The following is a 16,362-nucleotide window of genomic DNA, read 5'->3' as shown; positions in this document are numbered from 1 at the left end:
GGAGGAAGAAGACCGAGAACGCCGATCCTTCCGTGATGTAACGCCATTATAACAAGGCTTTTCCGAATCGGATACCTGTTTCGAACGATAATCGATCGCAGACCGGAGAAAAGCTCACACAAAAAGTTAGCTGCGATACAGCGCTTCGCCCAGCAGCGCAATCGTCAGCGCTTGGCCGTAAGCCATCGGCGCGGTGACGATCCGCGCGTAATCTTCGCGCAGCTTGCCGATCGGCGTTCCGGCCGATACGCCGCCGACCACGCCGTCTTCGCCGATCCGTTCCAGAACGGCATTCAGCGCGCGCATGGCGGACTCGGCGAATTCTTCCGGCAGCAGGCCCCGCCGCACGCCGAACAAGATCCCCGCGGCGATCGCCGCGGAACCGGAAGTCTCGGTGTAACTGTCCGGATCGTCCAGCAGCGTATGCCACAATCCGCTCGAATGCTGGAGCTTAAGCAGACTTTCGCTCTGCGTCCGGAACGTCTGCGTCAGATAGAGCAGCGTGCCCTCGTCCAGATAAGGACGCATCAGATCGATATATTCCGGCAGCCCCAGCGTGAACCAGCCGTTGCCGCGGCACCAGAACGCTTCGCTGAAATTATGCCGACCGGTGAAGTTCCACCCGTGGAAGAACAGCCCCGTTTTCCGATCGTACAAATATTTGATATGCAGCAGCAGTTGATGCAGCGAAGTCTCCCGCCAATCCGCCCGGTCGTATTTGACGCCCATTTTCGCCGTGAACAAGATCGCCATGAACAGCGTATCGATCCAGATTTCGTTTTCGTTCAGCAGCACTTCGGAGGAGGTCGCGCCTGTGGTTACATGCTGATAGCCTTGTTCTTCCGTACGCGGCAGTCCGTTCGCCAACCACTCCGCCCATTCCAGACTGAGCGCTTCCGCCTCGGGCAGTTCCATTAACGAGAGCAGCGGCGCCGTCGTGTTGATGTTGCGGCTCGGCAGTCCTTCGCTAAGCCTTGCCGACATCCACGGCTCGGCATAACGCTCGAAACGGTCGTCGCCGAAATAACCGCCCACTTTTGCCAAGCCGTACAATCCGATCCCCTGCGGCCAATCCCATACGTCCATGCCGAAATCGCGCGCGAAATAGCCTCGGCGCGCCGCGTCGCCCTCGAGCGCTTGCAGTTCGTGCTCGTTCTCCGGCCGCTGCAAATTCATCAAGCGTTCGGTCACCCGATCCAGCGCTATCATAATGCTTTCTTTTGTCGCGTTTCCCGGCGTTTTTGCGCTTCCGGCCGTCCGGTTCGTTTCTTGCTCCCCCACCGCTTCGTTTCTGTCCATTCCGTACCTCCGATTCTCTATTCGCCGAATTTTCCTAGTGCAAGCCTTATCCGATTAAGCGCTTACTTCGTTATCGCTTTTTATTATAACATCTGAGCAAGTCTCAAGACATAACCAAAAATTCAAATCAAAAAAACAATTTTTACTCAACAAAAAAGCATCGCATACCGTTCCCGCTGAATGCGGGCGATACACGATGCTTTCGTCGGTGCAAAAGGATGCCGAAGACCGGACTCGAACCGGTACGGGAGTACTCCCGGCAGATTTTAAGTCTGCTGTGTCTGCCATTCCACCACTCCGGCTTAATAATCAAGCAAGATTGCCGACTTAAAAGATCATAGCATGTGCCAGATTCTCGTGTCAATAAAAAACAAAGCCTCGTGTCCCGAAGGACGCGAGGCTGTTCGGAAAAGATCGCAAATCGGGCCGAATCAGACCGATCTGTCGATCCGCGGTCGATTGATGCGCAGTTAAATCTTGAACCGGCTTACATTCGTGTAGAGCTGTTCGGCAGTCGTCGACAACGCGGACGAAGAAGAAGCGATCTCTTCCATCGAAGCCAACTGCTCTTGGGTCGCGGCCGATACTTCGGTCATGCCCGACGAAGCTTCGCCGGCGATCCGCGAGCTCTGCTGCACGTAATTCAGAATCTCGTTCGTGCTGGCCGACATCTGTTCGGCTCCGGCGGATACTTCTTCGATATCGCCGGCTACCTGACCGACCGCGCCCAGAATGTTGTCGAAAGCGCCGCCGGCAGCCGATACCATCTCGATGCCTTTGTACACTTCGCGGTCGTTGATCTCGGCCGCCTCGATCGCGCTGTTCGTATCGGATTGGATCAACGTGACCAATTCGGAGATGCGCTTCGCCGATTCCGAAGATTGTTCGGCCAATTTCCGAACCTCGTCGGCAACGACGGCGAATCCGCGTCCGGCTTCGCCCGCGCGAGCCGCTTCGATCGCCGCGTTCAAAGCCAAGAGATTCGTCTGCGACGCGATCGCGGTAATATCGCTCGTAATCATGCCGATCTCTTCGGAACGTGTACCCAACTCCTTCACCACGCCGCTCATCGACGTCACCGACTCGCGGATCGAATCCATCTGGCTGATCGCCTGTTGGATCGCTTCGCTGCCGCTCTGCGACCGGCTTGCGGCCTCGGCTGCCGACGCGGCAACCGTCTGCGCTCTCGTCGCGATCTGCTCGGCGCCGATGGACATTTCCTGCATCGCCTGCGCCGAAGTCTCGGCAATATCGACCTGATGGACGGTACCTGCCGCCGTTTCCTGAACGGTTGCGGCAATCTGCTCGGAAGCGAGCTTATTCTGTTCGGCGCTGGCGGTCAATTCCTCGGAAGAAGCGGCGACCAGTTCCGAAGAAGCCGCGACCGATTCGACCAGTTCGCGCAGACTCACCGTCATGGCATTGAAAGCCGAAGCCATCGCGCCGATCTCGTCGCGGCTGCTTACCTTGATCTCCTCGCCCGTCAGATCGCCGGACGCGATCCGTTCGGATGCTTTTTGTACCCGCTTCAGCGGAGTCGCGATCATGCGTCCGAGTACGACCGCGATCAGCACGGCCAGTACGATCGCGATCGCGCTAAGCACGATCACGATCGTCGTTGCCGTTTGAGAACGATCTACGGCTTCTTGCGTCATGCCTCCGGCTTGTTGGTTGTCCAGCGCGATCAATTCCATGATCGAATTGTTGGCCGTATTCCATACGGAGAAGGCTTCACGGTGCAAAGTCCGCGCCTGTTCTTCCTGATTGTTCTCCGCAGCCGCTACGAGCGGCGGAAGCGCGGCAAGAAACGTATCGTAATTCGTTGAGAACTCTTCGAACAATTTCTGTTCTTCGTCGGTACGAATCAACTGCTTATATTGTTCGCGTTCGGTTTCGATCTTCGCAAGCAGATCCGTATAAGTTTTCTTAATCTCGCCGAACTCGCTGGAACGGTTCTCGACGATCATGTTCAGGAGCAGACGTTCCACATCGGACACGTCCCCGTTCATCGTTCCGAGCAAGGTGACGCTAGGCATCCATTTGGTATTGACTTCCCCGGCTTGATGACCCAATCCGTTCAAATTGCTCAGCGATACGAAGCTGACGATCGCAAGCAGCAGGGTAACGCCCAGAAATCCGCTTAACAGTTTAGTCTGGATGGTGAATTTCATTGTTGTTCTTCTCTCCTGTCTCTGATTTTTCCAACACGAACGATTTAAGCCGACCGCCTTTTAACGGCTTCAGATCAATCTTCTTTAATTATCGACCATTTTCGTCAAATTTTTAGAGAGACAGCCAGATTTCTATTTTGGCCCGTTTAAACCTTTGAACCTTCCTAGGACGTCTTTTATGAATTTTTCACTTATTTCATTTTTAACATTTATAATAAATTCTTGGAAAACTTTATGCGAAAAAGGGTTGGCAGCGGCTTTACGTTGTGCTAATATAACCTCAACAGAAAGGAGGTGCGTTCACATCTGTAACGACATGCTGAACGTATCCCTTACCCGGACCGGTGCGGCTCTTTAATTAGAGCACGCCCGGTGGCGCGGGATACGGAAGCCAAGCAAACAAATAGCGCCACGGGTAGAGAGGCCGTCCGAAAGGACGGCCTTTTTGCGTACGTCGGCTGATAGATCTTGTATGTCTTGATAGGTCTTAACGTGCAAAAGCCGCCTGAAAGGCGGCTTTTCTTCCTTCTCTATTCCGTATGTTCGCAAGGAATCCAACCGATTTCCCCGTTCTCGCGCTTTCCTCGCAGCCATCCGCTTTCTTCTTCCAATACGGTCAACGTTTCTCCGGCTTCCGCCGTCAGCTCGTGCGCTGTAGGCTTCGCGCACGATTGCCCGTTCTCCTTCTTCTTCGAGGATCAATCGATTGACCGGTACCCAGCCCGAACGTCCCGAAGGGTGCATGCAGCGAATCCAGCCGGGGTACTGTAGATCTTCTTCGCCCGTTATCACGCATTCGCCTTTTGCCAAGATGATCGGTTCCGGATAAGCGGTCGTATAGCTCTTGGTGATCCGCACCTGACGCCCCATGCCTGATCGCTTCCTTTCCTGCCTGCTCTCTTTATCGATGATTATTATGTAATACGATTTGCTTTTTCGCAAATCGTCGATTTTCGTTTTTACTTTCCGTTCAAGGATGCGATGTTTGTTCGCCGCTCTCCTTTGCCTTTCTCCCTGCGTCGGAACGGAGAAGGCCGACACGCCAGAATCCGGTCTTGACGGAATGTACGGCGTTCGCCGCTCGTCAAGCATGTGGAATAGACCAATTCGCCGCGAATGCCGTGAATTTCGATTCTCCGCTGCGACAGATGCCCGTTCTTGTCCATATAGACGATCTCGACGACTTCGCCGATATATTTGGTCGGCATACGCGTGCTCCCCTTTCATAAGAACAAATGTTCGATATATATATATTATATACGAACAAACGTTCTTTAACAAGCGATCTTTTCCTTTGTCGACAACTCGAATCAGGCTCGGCGAATCGGTGCTTTTTCTTTTGTCCGACGGCTTTGCGCAGCAAAAAGACCTCGCGTTCCGCTGAGTCGCGGACGGCGAGGTCTTTTTGGCAAAAGCGATTTTTCGTTATTTGTTCAAATGGAACGGCACGGTCGTGACGATCACGTCTTTGTAGTTCAGCAGATACGCGCGCATCATCAAGCTGGTCTGGTTATGCAGCACGGCTTCCCACCAATGCTTCGTGATAAACTGCGGAATCAGCACGGTGATGTTGTCGTGTTCGCCTTTTTTCCATTCCACCGTCTCGATAAATTTGCGCAGCGGACGCATGATGCTCCGGTAACGCGATTTGAGCACGATCAAGCGAATGCCCGGATCCCATTCGGCCCACTTGTCTTCCATCTTGCGGATCGACTCGTCGTCGAATCCGACATAGACGGCCACCACGCTGTCGGACAGCGTCTTCGCGTAGCTGACCGTATGGCGGACGACCTGCGTGATGCCGGACACCGGAATGATGACCGTGTTGCCTTTGACGCAAGGTTTGTCCACCGCGAGATCGATTCGCAGCTGATCCGCCGTATTCGCGTAGTGCCGGTAGATCTTCGCGAACAAATAGACGACGAACGGCAGGAATACGAAGACGACCCAGACTTGCGCGAATTTGGTGAAAATGAAGATCAGGGTGATCGACAGCGTCGTCAGCATCCCGATCGTATTGACGATCAGCTTGCCCTGCCAACCTTTGGGCTTGTGCTTGATCCAGCGGATCATCATGCCCAGCTGCGACAGCGTGAACGGAATGAATACGCCGACCGCGTACAAAGGAATCAGATTTTCGGTATTTCCTTTGAATACGACGACCAAGACGGCCGACATGACGCTCAGGAAAATGATCCCGTTCGAGAAGCCCAGGCGGTCGCCGCGCACCATGAACATATGCGGCAGGTATTTGTCTTTCGCCAGCATGAACGCCAGCAGCGGAAAAGCGGAGTACGCCGTATTGGCCGCCAAGAACAAGATGATCGCGGTAACGCCTTGAATCACGAAGTACAGCCAACCGCGTCCGAAAGTCGCTTCGGCGATCTGCGAGATGACCGTCGCTTTCTCGTCCGGCCGAATGCCGTACCAGTACGCCAGCAGCGTGATGCCGGTAAACATCGCGCCCAGAATGACGCCCATCATCAGCAGCGTGGCCGCCGCGTTCTTGGGAGCCGGATCGCGGAAGTTCGGAATGGCGTTCGAGACGGCTTCGACGCCGGTCAGCGCCGAACAGCCGGAACTGAACGCTTTGAGCAGCAGGAACAAGCTGACGTTCGAGATCGTCGCTTCGAGCTGCGGCGCGGCGGCCGGAGCGCCGCCGGTGAAATAGTTGATCGTGCCGGAGATGATGAGCACGAAGATCGCGACGACGAACGCGTAGATCGGAATCGCGAGCACCGACGCCGATTCGGTGACTCCGCGCAGGTTCATCAGCGTCAGGAACACGATCATCGCGAGCGCGATCAGGACGCGGTCGTCGTGCAGGACCGGGAACGCCGAGGTAATCGCGTCCGTACCCGCCGAAGAGCTGACCGCGACCGTCAGAATGTAGTCGACAAGCAGAGAGCCGCCGGCAACCAAGCTGGAGAACTTGCCCAGATTGTCTTTGGCGACGATGTACGCCCCGCCTCCTGTCGGATAAGCGAAGATCGTCTGGCGGTAAGACACGATCAGAATGGCCAACAAGGCCAATACCGCCAAAGCGATCGGCAGCGAATACCAGAGCGCGGCGCTGCCCGCCAGGATGAGGACGATCAGGATCTGTTCGGTGCCGTATGCCACGGAGGACAACGCATCCGACGAGAGAATGGCGAGCGCTTTGAGCTTGCTCAATTTCTCTCCTTCGAGTTCGTTCGATTTCATCGGTCTGCCGATCAGAAACCTTTTGATTTTGCCTGTGCCTGTCATGATTGGTTAACTTCCTTTTTTGGTTGATGTCGTGAGCGGAACACGGGGCCGCCTCGAACGGCGGGCCGCCATACGCGGTTCGGGTAAGTTCCGAACGAATCGCGACAAGCCGAAGCTTGACGCCGCCGCGTAATCTACCGTTTTACTTTAAGGATTTCACCAGTAATTAGCAATCCCAAACGAATGCTGTTTTCATTCATTTTCGCCCTTTTTTTCACACTTTCAATATCGGGCCTCGACTTCGCGAAGCCCAGCACGCTCAATCTCGTCCGCACGTCGATATTTCGCCATTTGTGAACGCAGGAAAGCGCTATTATGAAAAATGTTTCATCAAGCCGGCGAACGTGTATGCATTTAACAGACAGTCAGGTTTTATTTTATGGAAAGGGTGAGCGTCATGAACAGAGACCGTCAAGACGATTTGAGAGACAAAGGGCCGGGCCCGGACAACATTCCCGATGCCGACCCGCGTTACGAAGACACCGATCCGGGTTCTTTCGATAAGCTGACCCGCGACAATCTTGAGAGCGACGAACCTCTTCTGGACGATCCGGAAGATTCCGAAGAACTGGACAAATAAGCTCGAATATCTTTTGCGAAATTTCGCGCGCCGCGGCCTCTTTTCCGGTATAATGAAGCTCCGATTACCGGTTAAGGAGGCTCGTTTGCGTGAGTAAAAAGAAATCCGATCGCAGCAAGAAACGCGCGCCGTCGCTGATTACCATCGTTATTGCCGTCCTATTGGCTTTGTTCGCGCCGCAGTTGTACAAGCTGGTCGCTCCGATGCTGGATTTGGACGTTCCCGGCAGCGGAAACGGACAGGTCGTTCGCATCGAATTCCCCGCCGATCGTTATCCGAAAACGGCGGCGCATATTCAGCATGCGATCGCCAAAGGCGAATCCGCGGTGTGTACCATCGATCGGGACGGCGCCAAAGCCAATCGGGAAGATTCGCTGCGCGGCATTCCGACCAAAAAAGGCTTCGACCGCGACGAGTGGCCGATGGCGATGTGCGAAGAAGGCGGTACGGGAGCCGATATCGAATACGTCGCGCCTTCGGACAACCGCGGGGCCGGCTCATGGGTCGGCAATACGTTGGAAGATTACCCGGACGGCACGCGGATCGAATTCGTATTCGAGTAACGCTTGATTACCTGCGGATTCCGTCGGGACGGCAGTCCGGCTCCGGCGGTTCCCCTGATACGGAGGAGCTATACGATGAACCCCGGGCAAACGGACCCTTCGATCGAAAACCGCTACGTCCAGCAGCATCTCGCCAACGAACGGACTTATCTGGCTTGGATTCGCACTTGCATCGCCGTTGCGGGCCTCGGTTTTCTGGCCGCCGGTTTGACGTTCAATTCGACTTACGGAGAAAAAGCCCATGTGTTCGCGGTGATCGCGGGCATCGGTTCGTTATCGTTCGCGCTGTCGCTGCTGCTGGCGGCCACGCACGAATACCGACGCAAGCGACGCGACATTAATGAAGGCGTTTTTCGCGCCTCGCGTTTGGCCGTCAACCTGACGCTGGGCTTCATGTTGGTGCTGTTCGCGCTGCTCTTCGTGCTTGCGGGATTTCTGCTGTTCGGTTGACTTAGGCAAAAAAGCGCGGATAGCGCCTTGACCGTTCCCTTCTTTTCCGACCATAATGATAAGAAGAAGACGAGGATCGGGAATGGAGGCGAAACATGCGGAGATACGGGAAAAACGCTCGGATTTATGCCAAAGCGGCCGTTCTGCTGCTCTGCTTGCTGTTCGTGCTTCTGCCCGACGTTCGTTTCGCGGCTTCCGAGAACGACGCTTCGGGCGCGAACGTCGACTCTTCTTATCACCAGCAGCACCAATACGCGCCGCCTGCCGCTTCCCATCAGACGCCGGTTCCCGATATGGCCGCGCTGCCTCTGGGACTCGGCTTCGGGACGATGTGCGCGGCTGCGGCCTTGCAAAGCCTGCATGCGGACTCTCGCATTCCGATCCTGCGGAAGCATCGCCTGCTCAGGCCGCTTAAATTCAGAGGTTCCTTCCTCTCGTTCTTCCGGATTCCGACTTAACAGGAACGTGATCCGGAAGGAGGAATAAGAGATGTCCAAAGACAAACAATTTTTTGACCGCACCGAAGATCATCACAAACAAGAAGGCTTGATCATGATCCGCGAACTGCGCACGATTCTGTTCTTTACGCTCGGTTCGATCGCGGCCGTCGTCGGTCTGTCGTTCTTCATCTAAATCGTATCGCGACCGTCTGCGGCCGCCGAGCCGCAGCCAAGCCCCCGTTTTCGGGGGCTTTTTGCATGGAGCGCGCGGTCCGGACAAAAAAAGGACCCCGACGCCGAAGCGCCGGGGTTAAAGTCTATGTTACAGAGGGGTTGTGTCATTAATATAACGTTCCAAGCTTAAGCGTACCTGATAGAAACCTGAAATTCCGATTAAAATTCAGCCGCGTACGTCGATCGACAAAGCCGACCGTTAAAACGGAAATTCGATTCGGTCAACGTCCTAGCTAGGTAACTTTTTTTCGTTTTGGGACTTGACGATTTATTTTATTTCATATACTATAATTAAGAAAGTTAAATACTAAAGATATCGCTCAGGAGGAACTTATTCCATGACTCACGTTCTCTTCATCAAAGCCAACAACCGTCCGGCCGACCAATCCGCTACGGTAAAACTGTACGACAGCTTCGTACAAAGCTATAAAGCCGCTCACCCGGACGATCTCGTTACCGAACTGAACCTGTTCGAAGCCGATCTTCCTTACTACGACAACGACATGATGACCGGCCTGTACAAAGCGGCTAACGGCATCGAAGCGACTTCCGAAGAACAACGCCTGGCAGGTCTGGCCAACACTTACCTGGACCAATTCCTGGGCGCCGACAAAGTCGTATTCGCGTTCCCGCTCTGGAACTTCACGATTCCGGCTCAACTGCTCACTTACCTCTTCTACCTGAACCAAGCGGGCAAAACGTTCAAATACACCGCTGAAGGTCCTGTAGGTCTGGTAACGGACAAAAAAGTCGCTCTGCTGCAAGCACGCGGCGGCGTTTACTCCATCGAACCGATGAGCGGCATGGAAATGTCCTTGAACTACGTGAAAAACACGCTGGGATTCTGGGGCATCCAAAACCCGGAAACGGTCGTTGTCGAAGGACACAACCAATTCCCGGACCGCGCGGCTTCGATCATCGAAGAAGGCGTGAAACAAGCAGCCGAACTCGCGGCGAAATTCTAATTTTTCTCTGCAAAAAAGGCTCCGCTTCGGCGGGGCCTTTTTTCCGTTACGGCACGGCATCTTATGCGGCTGCGCCAAAAAGGAGAGGCTCCGTCATCCGACGGAGCCTCTTCGCGTACCGACGGCTTGCAGACCGTCGCTTCTATATGATCAAAAGCGTTCCTCTATTTCTTACTCGTGGCCCGGTACTTCCGCGCTCAAAATATTCTCAATGGCGACCTTCTGCAGCTCTCCCCATTTCCCGATCGTCAACATCCCGCCATCCAGGTCAAGCTCCGTAATCTGTCCCACGAACAGTTCATCCGAATTGTGCACCCGAATCACGACAAAATAGCCGTTGGTAAAAATGCGTTGAAGATCGGCCTGCACCTTCATTACGTTCTGTTCTTCGATTTCCATATGAGTCTCCTTCTTAAGGACCCACAAACGGACAGTCCGAACTGTTAAATAAGTACGGCTATCGGAATTGCACTCCTTTTTCAATATCCTAACTTTACCACTCCCATGTTACGGAATGCAAATTTATTTCGTTTCGAAAACGTTTCGAACAAGCTAAAATGGGTAAAATATTTGGTTGTATGTTATATTAACTGACTTAAATTCGGGTTGATTTTTTCGTTTTCGCCGAAACGGACGCATTTCGGGAAACTTCGCTTCATGGAAGCTCGTAATAGAAAGCATCAACAACTTTCGCGATCGGAGGAGGAACTTTCATGGCATGGAGAAGACGACGGCGCAGAGAACGCGAAGGACGGTTCGACGGCTTGTTGGACGTGCTTGAAATCGTGGTCGAACTGCTGTCTTATGGCCCCCGCTTGATCTTCGGAATGTTTCGCTTGATCTTTAAGCTGTTCGATTGAAGAATCCTTTGGCGCAAAACGCATAAAAAAGGCCGACGAGCTTAAATGCTCGTCGGTTTTTTGACGTGAATGCACCTTCGGCTTCGCCTCGCGCCTGTCCGTTAAGGGGTAGGCTTATGCAGCTCGGCCAGCAAATCGTCGAAACGGCCTCGCTCCGACTCCAGCCACGGCGGCAGCATCAGACGTTCGCCTAACGCGTCTTCGGCTTCGTCGACGGCGAAGCCCGGCGGATCGGTCGCGATCTCGAACAGGATTCCGCCGGGTTCTTTGAAGTAGACGGCTTCGAAATAATTCCGGTTCTTCGTTTCCGTCGGCGCGAATCCTTGTTCGACCAGCCGTTCGCGCCACTGCAAAAGCTCCGCTTCGTTCTTCGCCCGCCAAGCGATATGGTGCACCGTGCCCGCGCCCATCAGTCCGCGGATTTCGGAACGGATCGCGATATCGATCACGCGTCCCCGATCTCCGGCGGCCCGGAAACGAATACGTCCTTGATCCCGGCCGATCTCCTCCATTCCGAGCAGATCCCGAAGAACGTCGGCCGTGCGCTCCGGCTGCGAAGACAACAGTACGGCGCCCTCCAGTCCGATGATCGCTTCTTCCCGTCCGATCCCGCCGAATGCCTCGCCGCGAGCTTCGAATTCGCTGCCGACCAGATCCAGTCTCAGACCGTCCGGATCGTCGAAAAACAAGAAGGCTTCGCCGAACGCCGTTCCCGCTCTGAACGGAATATCGAAAGACTTCAAACGTTCGCGCCAGAAATCGAGCGAGCGGGCCGGAACCGCCAAGCGGGCCGTTCCGACCTGCCCGTTTCCGATCCGTCCGTGCGGCTGTTTCTCCCATGGAAAAAAGGTCAACAGCGTGCCCGGCGACCCTGCCGGGTCGCCGAAATACAGATGATACACTTCGGGACGATCGAAATTCACCGTTTTTTTCACAAGGCGCAGTCCTAACACTCCGCTGTAGAAGTCGACGGTCCGCTGCGCGGAATTGACCATCGAAGTGATATGATGAATGCCCTGCGTGACCGGCATCATTGCTCCCCGCCCTTTTCCAAGCTTCTGACTTCGAACGGAATCAACGTCTGTTCGAGCTGCGCGCGGTACTGCTCGTATTGCGCCGGCAGTTTGAGCGCGGTGCCCATCGTTTCGGGCGTTTCGTCATGCGCGAAGCCCGGAGGGTCGGTCGCGATCTCGAACAGAATCTCGCCGTGCTCCCGGAAATATACCGCGTTGAAGTAATTGCGGTCCTGCACCGGCGTGACGCCGTAACCTTTATCCGCCACGTAATCCTGCCATTCCCGCTGATCGGCGTCGTCTTGAGCCCGCCAAGCGATATGGTGAACGGTTCCGACGCCCATCGTGCCGCGCGCGACCGGCGTCATTTTCACGTCGATCACGTTGCCGATGTCCGCGATCGAACGGTACCGTCTCAGATCGCCTTGCTGTCCGACGAATTCCAGTCCCATCACTTGTTCGAGCAATTCGGCCGTACGTTCGGGCTGAGCCGACAGCAGCGTCGCTCCGCCGAAGCCTTTGATCGCGACTTCAGGCGTCACGCCGCCGAACGTCCACGTGTTGATCTCCCCTGCTTCGCGTTCCACCAGTTCCAGATGCAGGCCGTGCGGATCGTCGAATTCCAGATACTCTTCGCCGAAACGCGACAGTTCCGTGAACGCCACGTCGAATTTCGCGAGACGTTCCCGCCAGAAGCCCATCGAACCGATCGGGATCGCGAACGACGTGATACCGACTTGGCCCGCTCCGACTTGGCCGCGGTAAGCGTTGGCCCACGGGAAGAACGTCATGATCGTGCCCGGCTGCCCGCCCTCGTTGCCGAAGTAGAAGTGGTACGTTTCCGGATCGTCGAAGTTGACCGTTTGTTTGACCAACCGAAGTCCCAATACGCCTGCATAGAAGTCGACGTTTTTTTGCGGATGACCGACGATCGCCGTAATGTGGTGGATCCCTGCCGTTTGTTTGTTCATGAGTAATCCCTCCAAATATTTTATATTAAGAATCTTTAATTTAAAGTATTTCCGATGTGTTCATCTTATCTTGAATTAAAGATAATGTCAACAGGGACTTTTCGAAAATAAAAAAAGACTCGCCCGTTCGGGCAAGTCGGCTCCTGTATGACGTTCGATCCTTTCCTTTCTTCGCGAAATTTCTCCGTGACCTCCGTAGCTCCGAACCTCATAACCCGTGATCCGCCGGCAGATCGTCGCCCGCCGATATCCGAACCGAGGTCCAAGCCGTATCGGGCCCGCTCCAGAACGGATCGTCCGGCGCAAGACCCAGCGGCAGAAAGACCGTCGAACACAGATACAAACTGCCGACGCTGATATAACTTTCCGCCAGATTCGGCTGGAATCCGTAGACCCCCGGCGTCAGCCAGCCGCGCTCGTCCAGCGTGCCGGGCGCGTCCATGATGCGGCGGATTACCGCAGTCAGCGCGCAGCGCACTTGAGCGGGCGAGAGCGACGGGTCCAGCCAATGCTGCAAACAGGCCTGCGACAAATGCTGAAACGCGCCGAACCGATAAACGAGCGAGCGGCCGATATACGGATACGTGCCGTCCGGCGCGATCAAGCGCTCCAATACGGACGCGTAACGCGACGCTCTCGCTTCGATGATCGGTCTCCATTCGGCATACGCGGACGACGTCCGATGAAATAACCGGATCAAGTCGACCAGCATCGGCTGAATCACGAAGCTGTTGTAGTAATCCCAACGAAATTCCGGCCCGTCTCCGTAGACGCCGTCTCCCCGGTACCAGTCCATATGAAAATGCAGCGCCGCGTCGATCCGCATCCGGTCGTACTCGTCGTCGCCGAGCAGATACAGCCCGGCTTCGACCATCGCGCTGAACAGCAGCCAATTGGTCATCGGCGGCACGGTGCGGCGGGTACGGCGCAGTTCGGTCTTGAGACGTTCCTTGACCCGCTCCGGAAGTCGGCCCGCGATCGCTTCGGGTGCCCGAACCAGAGCATGGGCCAGAAAAGCGGCATCGACCAGCGGCTGCCCGCCGTCCGAGAAATTCATGTAATCCGGCGACTGCGGATCGGTCGCCGCGTCGAGGCCGTCGATCACCCGCTCCGCGTACAACGCCCGCAGCGACTCTTCCTCGCCTTCCGGTCCTTTGGCCTCCAGCCACGGAGCCATCCCGCAGATCAGCCGTCCGAACGCTTCCAGACAGGCGTACGGAGCGCGGTCCGGATGAAAGTCCAGCGGAAGAAGTTCATGCAGCCGCCGTTCGCGCAGCGCGTTCAGCACCGGGTCGGCAATCTTCCGCAGGGTCTCCAGCCAATACCGCCGGGCCTCCGTCCCGTCGGCGAGGCGATCCCCTTCTACCATAGATGCTTTCCGCGATCCGACAGACGAAGAACCGCTTCGATAAAGAAGTAATCGCCGTAGATGATCGGAACTTCATGTTCTCCGCCGTGATACGCGACCGTGCCGCCGCCCACGATGCCGTCCTGCTCGGGATTCCAATCGACGAACCGCCGTTCCGTCGCCCGAAGCATTCTTACAGCGGCTCCGACGTACATCCGACGTTCGTGTTCCGGCACCGCCTCGGCGATCTCCAGCAGCCCGCAGGCCGCGCACATCGCCGCCGTCGTATCGTAGACGACCGGCTCGGCCGGCGCGCGGAAATCGACCAGCGGCAGATCGCCCGTAGAAGAAATATTGGCGATAAAATAATGGGCGATGCGTTTGGCGGCGTCCAGATATTCGCTTTTGCCCGTATGACGATGACCGAGCGCCATGCCGTACAGCGCCCAAGCCTGCCCGCGGCTCCACGAAGAACCGCTCTCGAACCCTTGCCCGCCCGGATTGTCCAGTACGCTGCCGTCGGCCGGATCGAAGATCATGATGTGATTCGACGAACCGTCTCCCCGCAGCGTCGTCCGCAATACCGTATCCGTATGCAGAATCGCGATGTCCCGATATCTCGGATCGCCCGTTTCTTCGCTGGCCCAGTAGAGCAGCGGCACGTTCATCAGGCAGTCGATAATCATCCAGCCCGCGCGGTTGCTGCCCGGATCGTCGTTCCACGCGCGTATGAAGCGTCCGGCCGGATTATAGCGGCCCGCCAGAATATTCGCCGCATGCAGCCCTCTCGTCCTCGAACGGGGATTGCCGGTCAGCCGGTAGTCGGCGACGGCCGTATGCAGCCACATGAAGCCGACGTCGTGATGCAGTCCGTCGAAGCCGCTTAACGCCGCGTCCAGCCGCTCTTCCACTTTTTCCGCGGCGGTTCGGTAAGCGTGCTCTCCGGTCGCATGATGCATCTGCCAGAGCATTCCCGGCCAGAAGCCGTTCGTCCACCAGTAGATATCTTTTTCGCCCATGTCTTCGTAACGCCCGTTCGTCGGGATATAAGGAATGCGGCTGCCGATCCGCGCGCATTCCGCCGACATCTTCGTCTGCAGCGGTCCCCATACCGACTCCAACCATTCTCGATCTTCGGAACTGATCTGCCGCTGCGCCTGCTGCTTCGTATCCGTATTCATCCCGTTTTCCTCTCCTTCGCTTAATGCTTGTTCGGATGTCTTATGCGGATCTCCGAACCTGATTCGATCCGCGTTCTCTTCTCTACTATAAAATCTTGCGGGCAGGCAAAGCGATAATCTATAATGAGCAAAAACTGACTTATCGTGCGATCGAAGGAGGCTGCCTATGCTGAAATTGGCGAAATGCGGATTCAATTCGGCCCATCCGGAAGGGATTACGATCGATCGGCCCAACGGTTCGGGTTACTATGTTTTCGTCTTGTTCAAGAGTCGGGCGCAGGTTCGCGCAGCCGGACGGGAATGGGCGGTAAGCCCCGACACTTGGATGATCTTCCGTCCCGACACGCCGTATCGTTACTATAATCTCGATCGTTCCTTCGTGAACGACTGGCTGCATTTCGGCGGCGAAGAAACGGAATCCCTGCTGCGCGAATTGGAGCTTCCGCTCGACGAACCGACGCCGGCCGTCCATTCCGCTTCCCTCTCCCGGATGGTGCTAGAGCTTCAGCGCAGCGTATGGCTGGGCGGGCCGCTTCAAGAACGCATTCTAGACGCCGACCTGAACAGTTTTCTGATGAAACTCGGGAATCTGCGGCGGATCCGCCCGGCTTCCGAGCATACGGAACGTTATTTCCCGCAGTTGTCGGAGATCCGCAGCATGCTCTACAGCACGCCGCAGCAGCGATATACGATCGACGAATTGGCGGCGGAGATCGGCTTGAGCCGTTCTTATTTTCAACACGTCTATCGGGAAGTGTTCGGATGTCCCGTCTCGCTCGACATGATTCACAGCCGTTTGGAACTCGCGAAATATTTGCTCGAGAACGGCTCGCAGTCCGTCGGCGACGTCGCGCGCAGGTGCGGGTACGAGAACGAAACGCATTTTATGCGGCAGTTCAAAAAGTTCGTCGGCCAAACGCCCAGCCGCTATCGCAAAAGCGCTGCCGAACCTCGCCCTCTGCCGATCGAACAAAAAGAAGCCGGGCTATTGCCCGGGAAATAGAAGCGATAGCGAAAACGATGCAAAAAGACGGCTTA

The 16,362-nt window shown here is 55.7% G+C and carries 18 protein-coding genes and 1 tRNA gene; 8 read left to right on the top strand and 11 right to left on the bottom strand.

Going from position 1 to position 16,362, the window contains the following annotated elements; translation table 11 throughout:
* Positions 1 to 126 precede the first annotated feature (126 nt).
* The 6 genes from CDO73_RS15350 to CDO73_RS15325 form a co-directional block, all read right to left on the bottom strand.
* Positions 127 to 1,299 carry a glycoside hydrolase family 88/105 protein gene (locus tag CDO73_RS15350; RefSeq protein WP_256972709.1) on the bottom strand — a complete coding sequence of 391 codons (1,173 nt, stop codon included), beginning with the start codon at positions 1,297 to 1,299 and terminating at the stop codon, positions 127 to 129.
* A gap of 219 nt (positions 1,300 to 1,518) precedes the next feature.
* Positions 1,519 to 1,601, bottom strand: a tRNA-Leu gene (locus CDO73_RS15345).
* A gap of 168 nt (positions 1,602 to 1,769) precedes the next feature.
* Positions 1,770 to 3,470 (bottom strand): methyl-accepting chemotaxis protein, encoded by a 1,701-nt coding sequence (locus tag CDO73_RS15340; RefSeq protein WP_088489391.1) that lies wholly within the window; start codon positions 3,468 to 3,470, stop codon positions 1,770 to 1,772.
* Between the two features lie 354 nt (positions 3,471 to 3,824).
* Positions 3,825 to 4,340: an SH3 domain-containing protein gene (locus CDO73_RS27520; RefSeq protein ID WP_256972708.1), complete on the bottom strand. Its 516-nt coding sequence runs from the start codon at positions 4,338 to 4,340 to the stop codon at positions 3,825 to 3,827.
* Between the two features lie 89 nt (positions 4,341 to 4,429).
* On the bottom strand, positions 4,430 to 4,678 hold the full coding sequence (locus tag CDO73_RS15330) for a hypothetical protein (RefSeq protein WP_088489389.1): 249 nt from the start codon (positions 4,676 to 4,678) through the stop codon (positions 4,430 to 4,432).
* A gap of 217 nt (positions 4,679 to 4,895) precedes the next feature.
* A complete protein-coding gene (locus CDO73_RS15325) occupies positions 4,896 to 6,719 on the bottom strand; it encodes an APC family permease (RefSeq protein ID WP_088489388.1) in 1,824 nt (607 codons plus the stop codon).
* Positions 6,720 to 7,116: 397 nt separating this feature from the next.
* Here CDO73_RS15325 and CDO73_RS15320 point away from each other — a divergent pair, with 397 nt between their 5' ends.
* The 6 genes from CDO73_RS15320 to CDO73_RS15300 all read left to right on the top strand — a co-directional run bounded on the left by CDO73_RS15320 (position 7,117) and on the right by CDO73_RS15300 (position 9,951).
* Positions 7,117 to 7,299, top strand: a complete 183-nt coding sequence (locus tag CDO73_RS15320; RefSeq protein ID WP_088489387.1) for a hypothetical protein — start codon at positions 7,117 to 7,119, stop codon at positions 7,297 to 7,299.
* Between the two features lie 203 nt (positions 7,300 to 7,502).
* Entirely contained in the window at positions 7,503 to 7,862 is a 360-nt protein-coding gene (locus CDO73_RS15315; protein WP_088489492.1) for a NucA/NucB deoxyribonuclease domain-containing protein, read from the top strand.
* A gap of 75 nt (positions 7,863 to 7,937) precedes the next feature.
* On the top strand, positions 7,938 to 8,312 hold the full coding sequence (locus CDO73_RS15310) for a YidH family protein (RefSeq protein WP_088489386.1): 375 nt from the start codon (positions 7,938 to 7,940) through the stop codon (positions 8,310 to 8,312).
* 95 nt (positions 8,313 to 8,407) lie between these two features.
* Positions 8,408 to 8,770, top strand: coding sequence for a hypothetical protein (locus CDO73_RS15305; RefSeq protein ID WP_088489385.1), 363 nt, complete (start codon positions 8,408 to 8,410; stop codon positions 8,768 to 8,770).
* A gap of 31 nt (positions 8,771 to 8,801) precedes the next feature.
* Positions 8,802 to 8,945 (top strand): hypothetical protein, encoded by a 144-nt coding sequence (locus tag CDO73_RS26795; RefSeq protein WP_179218716.1) that lies wholly within the window; start codon positions 8,802 to 8,804, stop codon positions 8,943 to 8,945.
* A gap of 379 nt (positions 8,946 to 9,324) precedes the next feature.
* Positions 9,325 to 9,951: an FMN-dependent NADH-azoreductase gene (locus tag CDO73_RS15300; RefSeq protein ID WP_088489384.1), complete on the top strand. Its 627-nt coding sequence runs from the start codon at positions 9,325 to 9,327 to the stop codon at positions 9,949 to 9,951.
* A gap of 171 nt (positions 9,952 to 10,122) precedes the next feature.
* Here the strand turns inward: CDO73_RS15300 and CDO73_RS15295 are convergent, their stop codons facing one another.
* Positions 10,123 to 10,350, bottom strand: coding sequence for a hypothetical protein (locus CDO73_RS15295; protein WP_088489383.1), 228 nt, complete (start codon positions 10,348 to 10,350; stop codon positions 10,123 to 10,125).
* A 314-nt stretch (positions 10,351 to 10,664) separates the two neighbouring features.
* Here CDO73_RS15295 and CDO73_RS26790 point away from each other — a divergent pair, with 314 nt between their 5' ends.
* Positions 10,665 to 10,811 (top strand): hypothetical protein, encoded by a 147-nt coding sequence (locus CDO73_RS26790; RefSeq protein ID WP_179218715.1) that lies wholly within the window; start codon positions 10,665 to 10,667, stop codon positions 10,809 to 10,811.
* 101 nt (positions 10,812 to 10,912) lie between these two features.
* On the opposite strand, the gene CDO73_RS15290 is transcribed toward CDO73_RS26790, so the two are convergent.
* From CDO73_RS15290 to CDO73_RS15275, 4 genes are all read right to left on the bottom strand, one after another.
* On the bottom strand, positions 10,913 to 11,845 hold the full coding sequence (locus CDO73_RS15290; protein WP_256972707.1) for a ring-cleaving dioxygenase: 933 nt from the start codon (positions 11,843 to 11,845) through the stop codon (positions 10,913 to 10,915).
* Positions 11,842 to 12,795, bottom strand: coding sequence for a ring-cleaving dioxygenase (locus tag CDO73_RS15285; RefSeq protein WP_088489382.1), 954 nt, complete (start codon positions 12,793 to 12,795; stop codon positions 11,842 to 11,844). Before CDO73_RS15285 ends, CDO73_RS15290 begins: the two co-directional genes overlap by 4 nt.
* A 208-nt stretch (positions 12,796 to 13,003) precedes the next feature.
* Positions 13,004 to 14,164, bottom strand: a complete 1,161-nt coding sequence (locus tag CDO73_RS15280) for a DUF2264 domain-containing protein (RefSeq protein ID WP_088489381.1) — start codon at positions 14,162 to 14,164, stop codon at positions 13,004 to 13,006.
* A complete protein-coding gene (locus CDO73_RS15275; RefSeq protein ID WP_088489380.1) occupies positions 14,158 to 15,324 on the bottom strand; it encodes a glycoside hydrolase family 88 protein in 1,167 nt (388 codons plus the stop codon). The genes CDO73_RS15280 and CDO73_RS15275 overlap by 7 nt, the downstream gene beginning before the upstream one ends.
* 166 nt (positions 15,325 to 15,490) lie before the next feature.
* Between CDO73_RS15275 and CDO73_RS15270 the strand changes: the two genes are divergently transcribed.
* Complete coding sequence (locus tag CDO73_RS15270) at positions 15,491 to 16,327, top strand: helix-turn-helix domain-containing protein (protein WP_088489379.1); 837 nt, start codon at positions 15,491 to 15,493, stop codon at positions 16,325 to 16,327.
* The last annotated feature ends 35 nt before the right edge of the window (positions 16,328 to 16,362 follow it).

This window comes from Saccharibacillus sp. O23 (assembly GCF_002205895.1).
GTDB lineage: Bacteria > Bacillota > Bacilli > Paenibacillales > Paenibacillaceae > Saccharibacillus.
Note: the sequence above shows the minus strand (reverse complement) of the source record. Positions and strands in the feature narration are given on the sequence as shown.

Bases quoted from the DNA above. Each gene is read 5' to 3' on its own strand.
- CDO73_RS15350 (WP_256972709.1), bottom strand. From the start codon at position 1,299: ATGGACAGAAACGAAGCGGTGGGGGAGCAAGAAACGAACCGGACGGCC.
- CDO73_RS15340 (WP_088489391.1), bottom strand. From the start codon at position 3,470: ATGAAATTCACCATCCAGACTAAACTGTTAAGCGGATTTCTGGGCGTT.
- CDO73_RS27520 (WP_256972708.1), bottom strand. From the start codon at position 4,340: ATGGGGCGTCAGGTGCGGATCACCAAGAGCTATACGACCGCTTATCCG.
- CDO73_RS15330 (WP_088489389.1), bottom strand. From the start codon at position 4,678: ATGCCGACCAAATATATCGGCGAAGTCGTCGAGATCGTCTATATGGAC.
- CDO73_RS15325 (WP_088489388.1), bottom strand. From the start codon at position 6,719: ATGACAGGCACAGGCAAAATCAAAAGGTTTCTGATCGGCAGACCGATG.
- CDO73_RS15320 (WP_088489387.1), top strand. From the start codon at position 7,117: ATGAACAGAGACCGTCAAGACGATTTGAGAGACAAAGGGCCGGGCCCG.
- CDO73_RS15315 (WP_088489492.1), top strand. From the start codon at position 7,503: ATGCTGGATTTGGACGTTCCCGGCAGCGGAAACGGACAGGTCGTTCGC.
- CDO73_RS15310 (WP_088489386.1), top strand. From the start codon at position 7,938: ATGAACCCCGGGCAAACGGACCCTTCGATCGAAAACCGCTACGTCCAG.
- CDO73_RS15305 (WP_088489385.1), top strand. From the start codon at position 8,408: ATGCGGAGATACGGGAAAAACGCTCGGATTTATGCCAAAGCGGCCGTT.
- CDO73_RS26795 (WP_179218716.1), top strand. From the start codon at position 8,802: ATGTCCAAAGACAAACAATTTTTTGACCGCACCGAAGATCATCACAAA.
- CDO73_RS15300 (WP_088489384.1), top strand. From the start codon at position 9,325: ATGACTCACGTTCTCTTCATCAAAGCCAACAACCGTCCGGCCGACCAA.
- CDO73_RS15295 (WP_088489383.1), bottom strand. From the start codon at position 10,350: ATGGAAATCGAAGAACAGAACGTAATGAAGGTGCAGGCCGATCTTCAA.
- CDO73_RS26790 (WP_179218715.1), top strand. From the start codon at position 10,665: ATGGCATGGAGAAGACGACGGCGCAGAGAACGCGAAGGACGGTTCGAC.
- CDO73_RS15290 (WP_256972707.1), bottom strand. From the start codon at position 11,845: ATGATGCCGGTCACGCAGGGCATTCATCATATCACTTCGATGGTCAAT.
- CDO73_RS15285 (WP_088489382.1), bottom strand. From the start codon at position 12,795: ATGAACAAACAAACGGCAGGGATCCACCACATTACGGCGATCGTCGGT.
- CDO73_RS15280 (WP_088489381.1), bottom strand. From the start codon at position 14,164: ATGGTAGAAGGGGATCGCCTCGCCGACGGGACGGAGGCCCGGCGGTAT.
- CDO73_RS15275 (WP_088489380.1), bottom strand. From the start codon at position 15,324: ATGAATACGGATACGAAGCAGCAGGCGCAGCGGCAGATCAGTTCCGAA.
- CDO73_RS15270 (WP_088489379.1), top strand. From the start codon at position 15,491: ATGCTGAAATTGGCGAAATGCGGATTCAATTCGGCCCATCCGGAAGGG.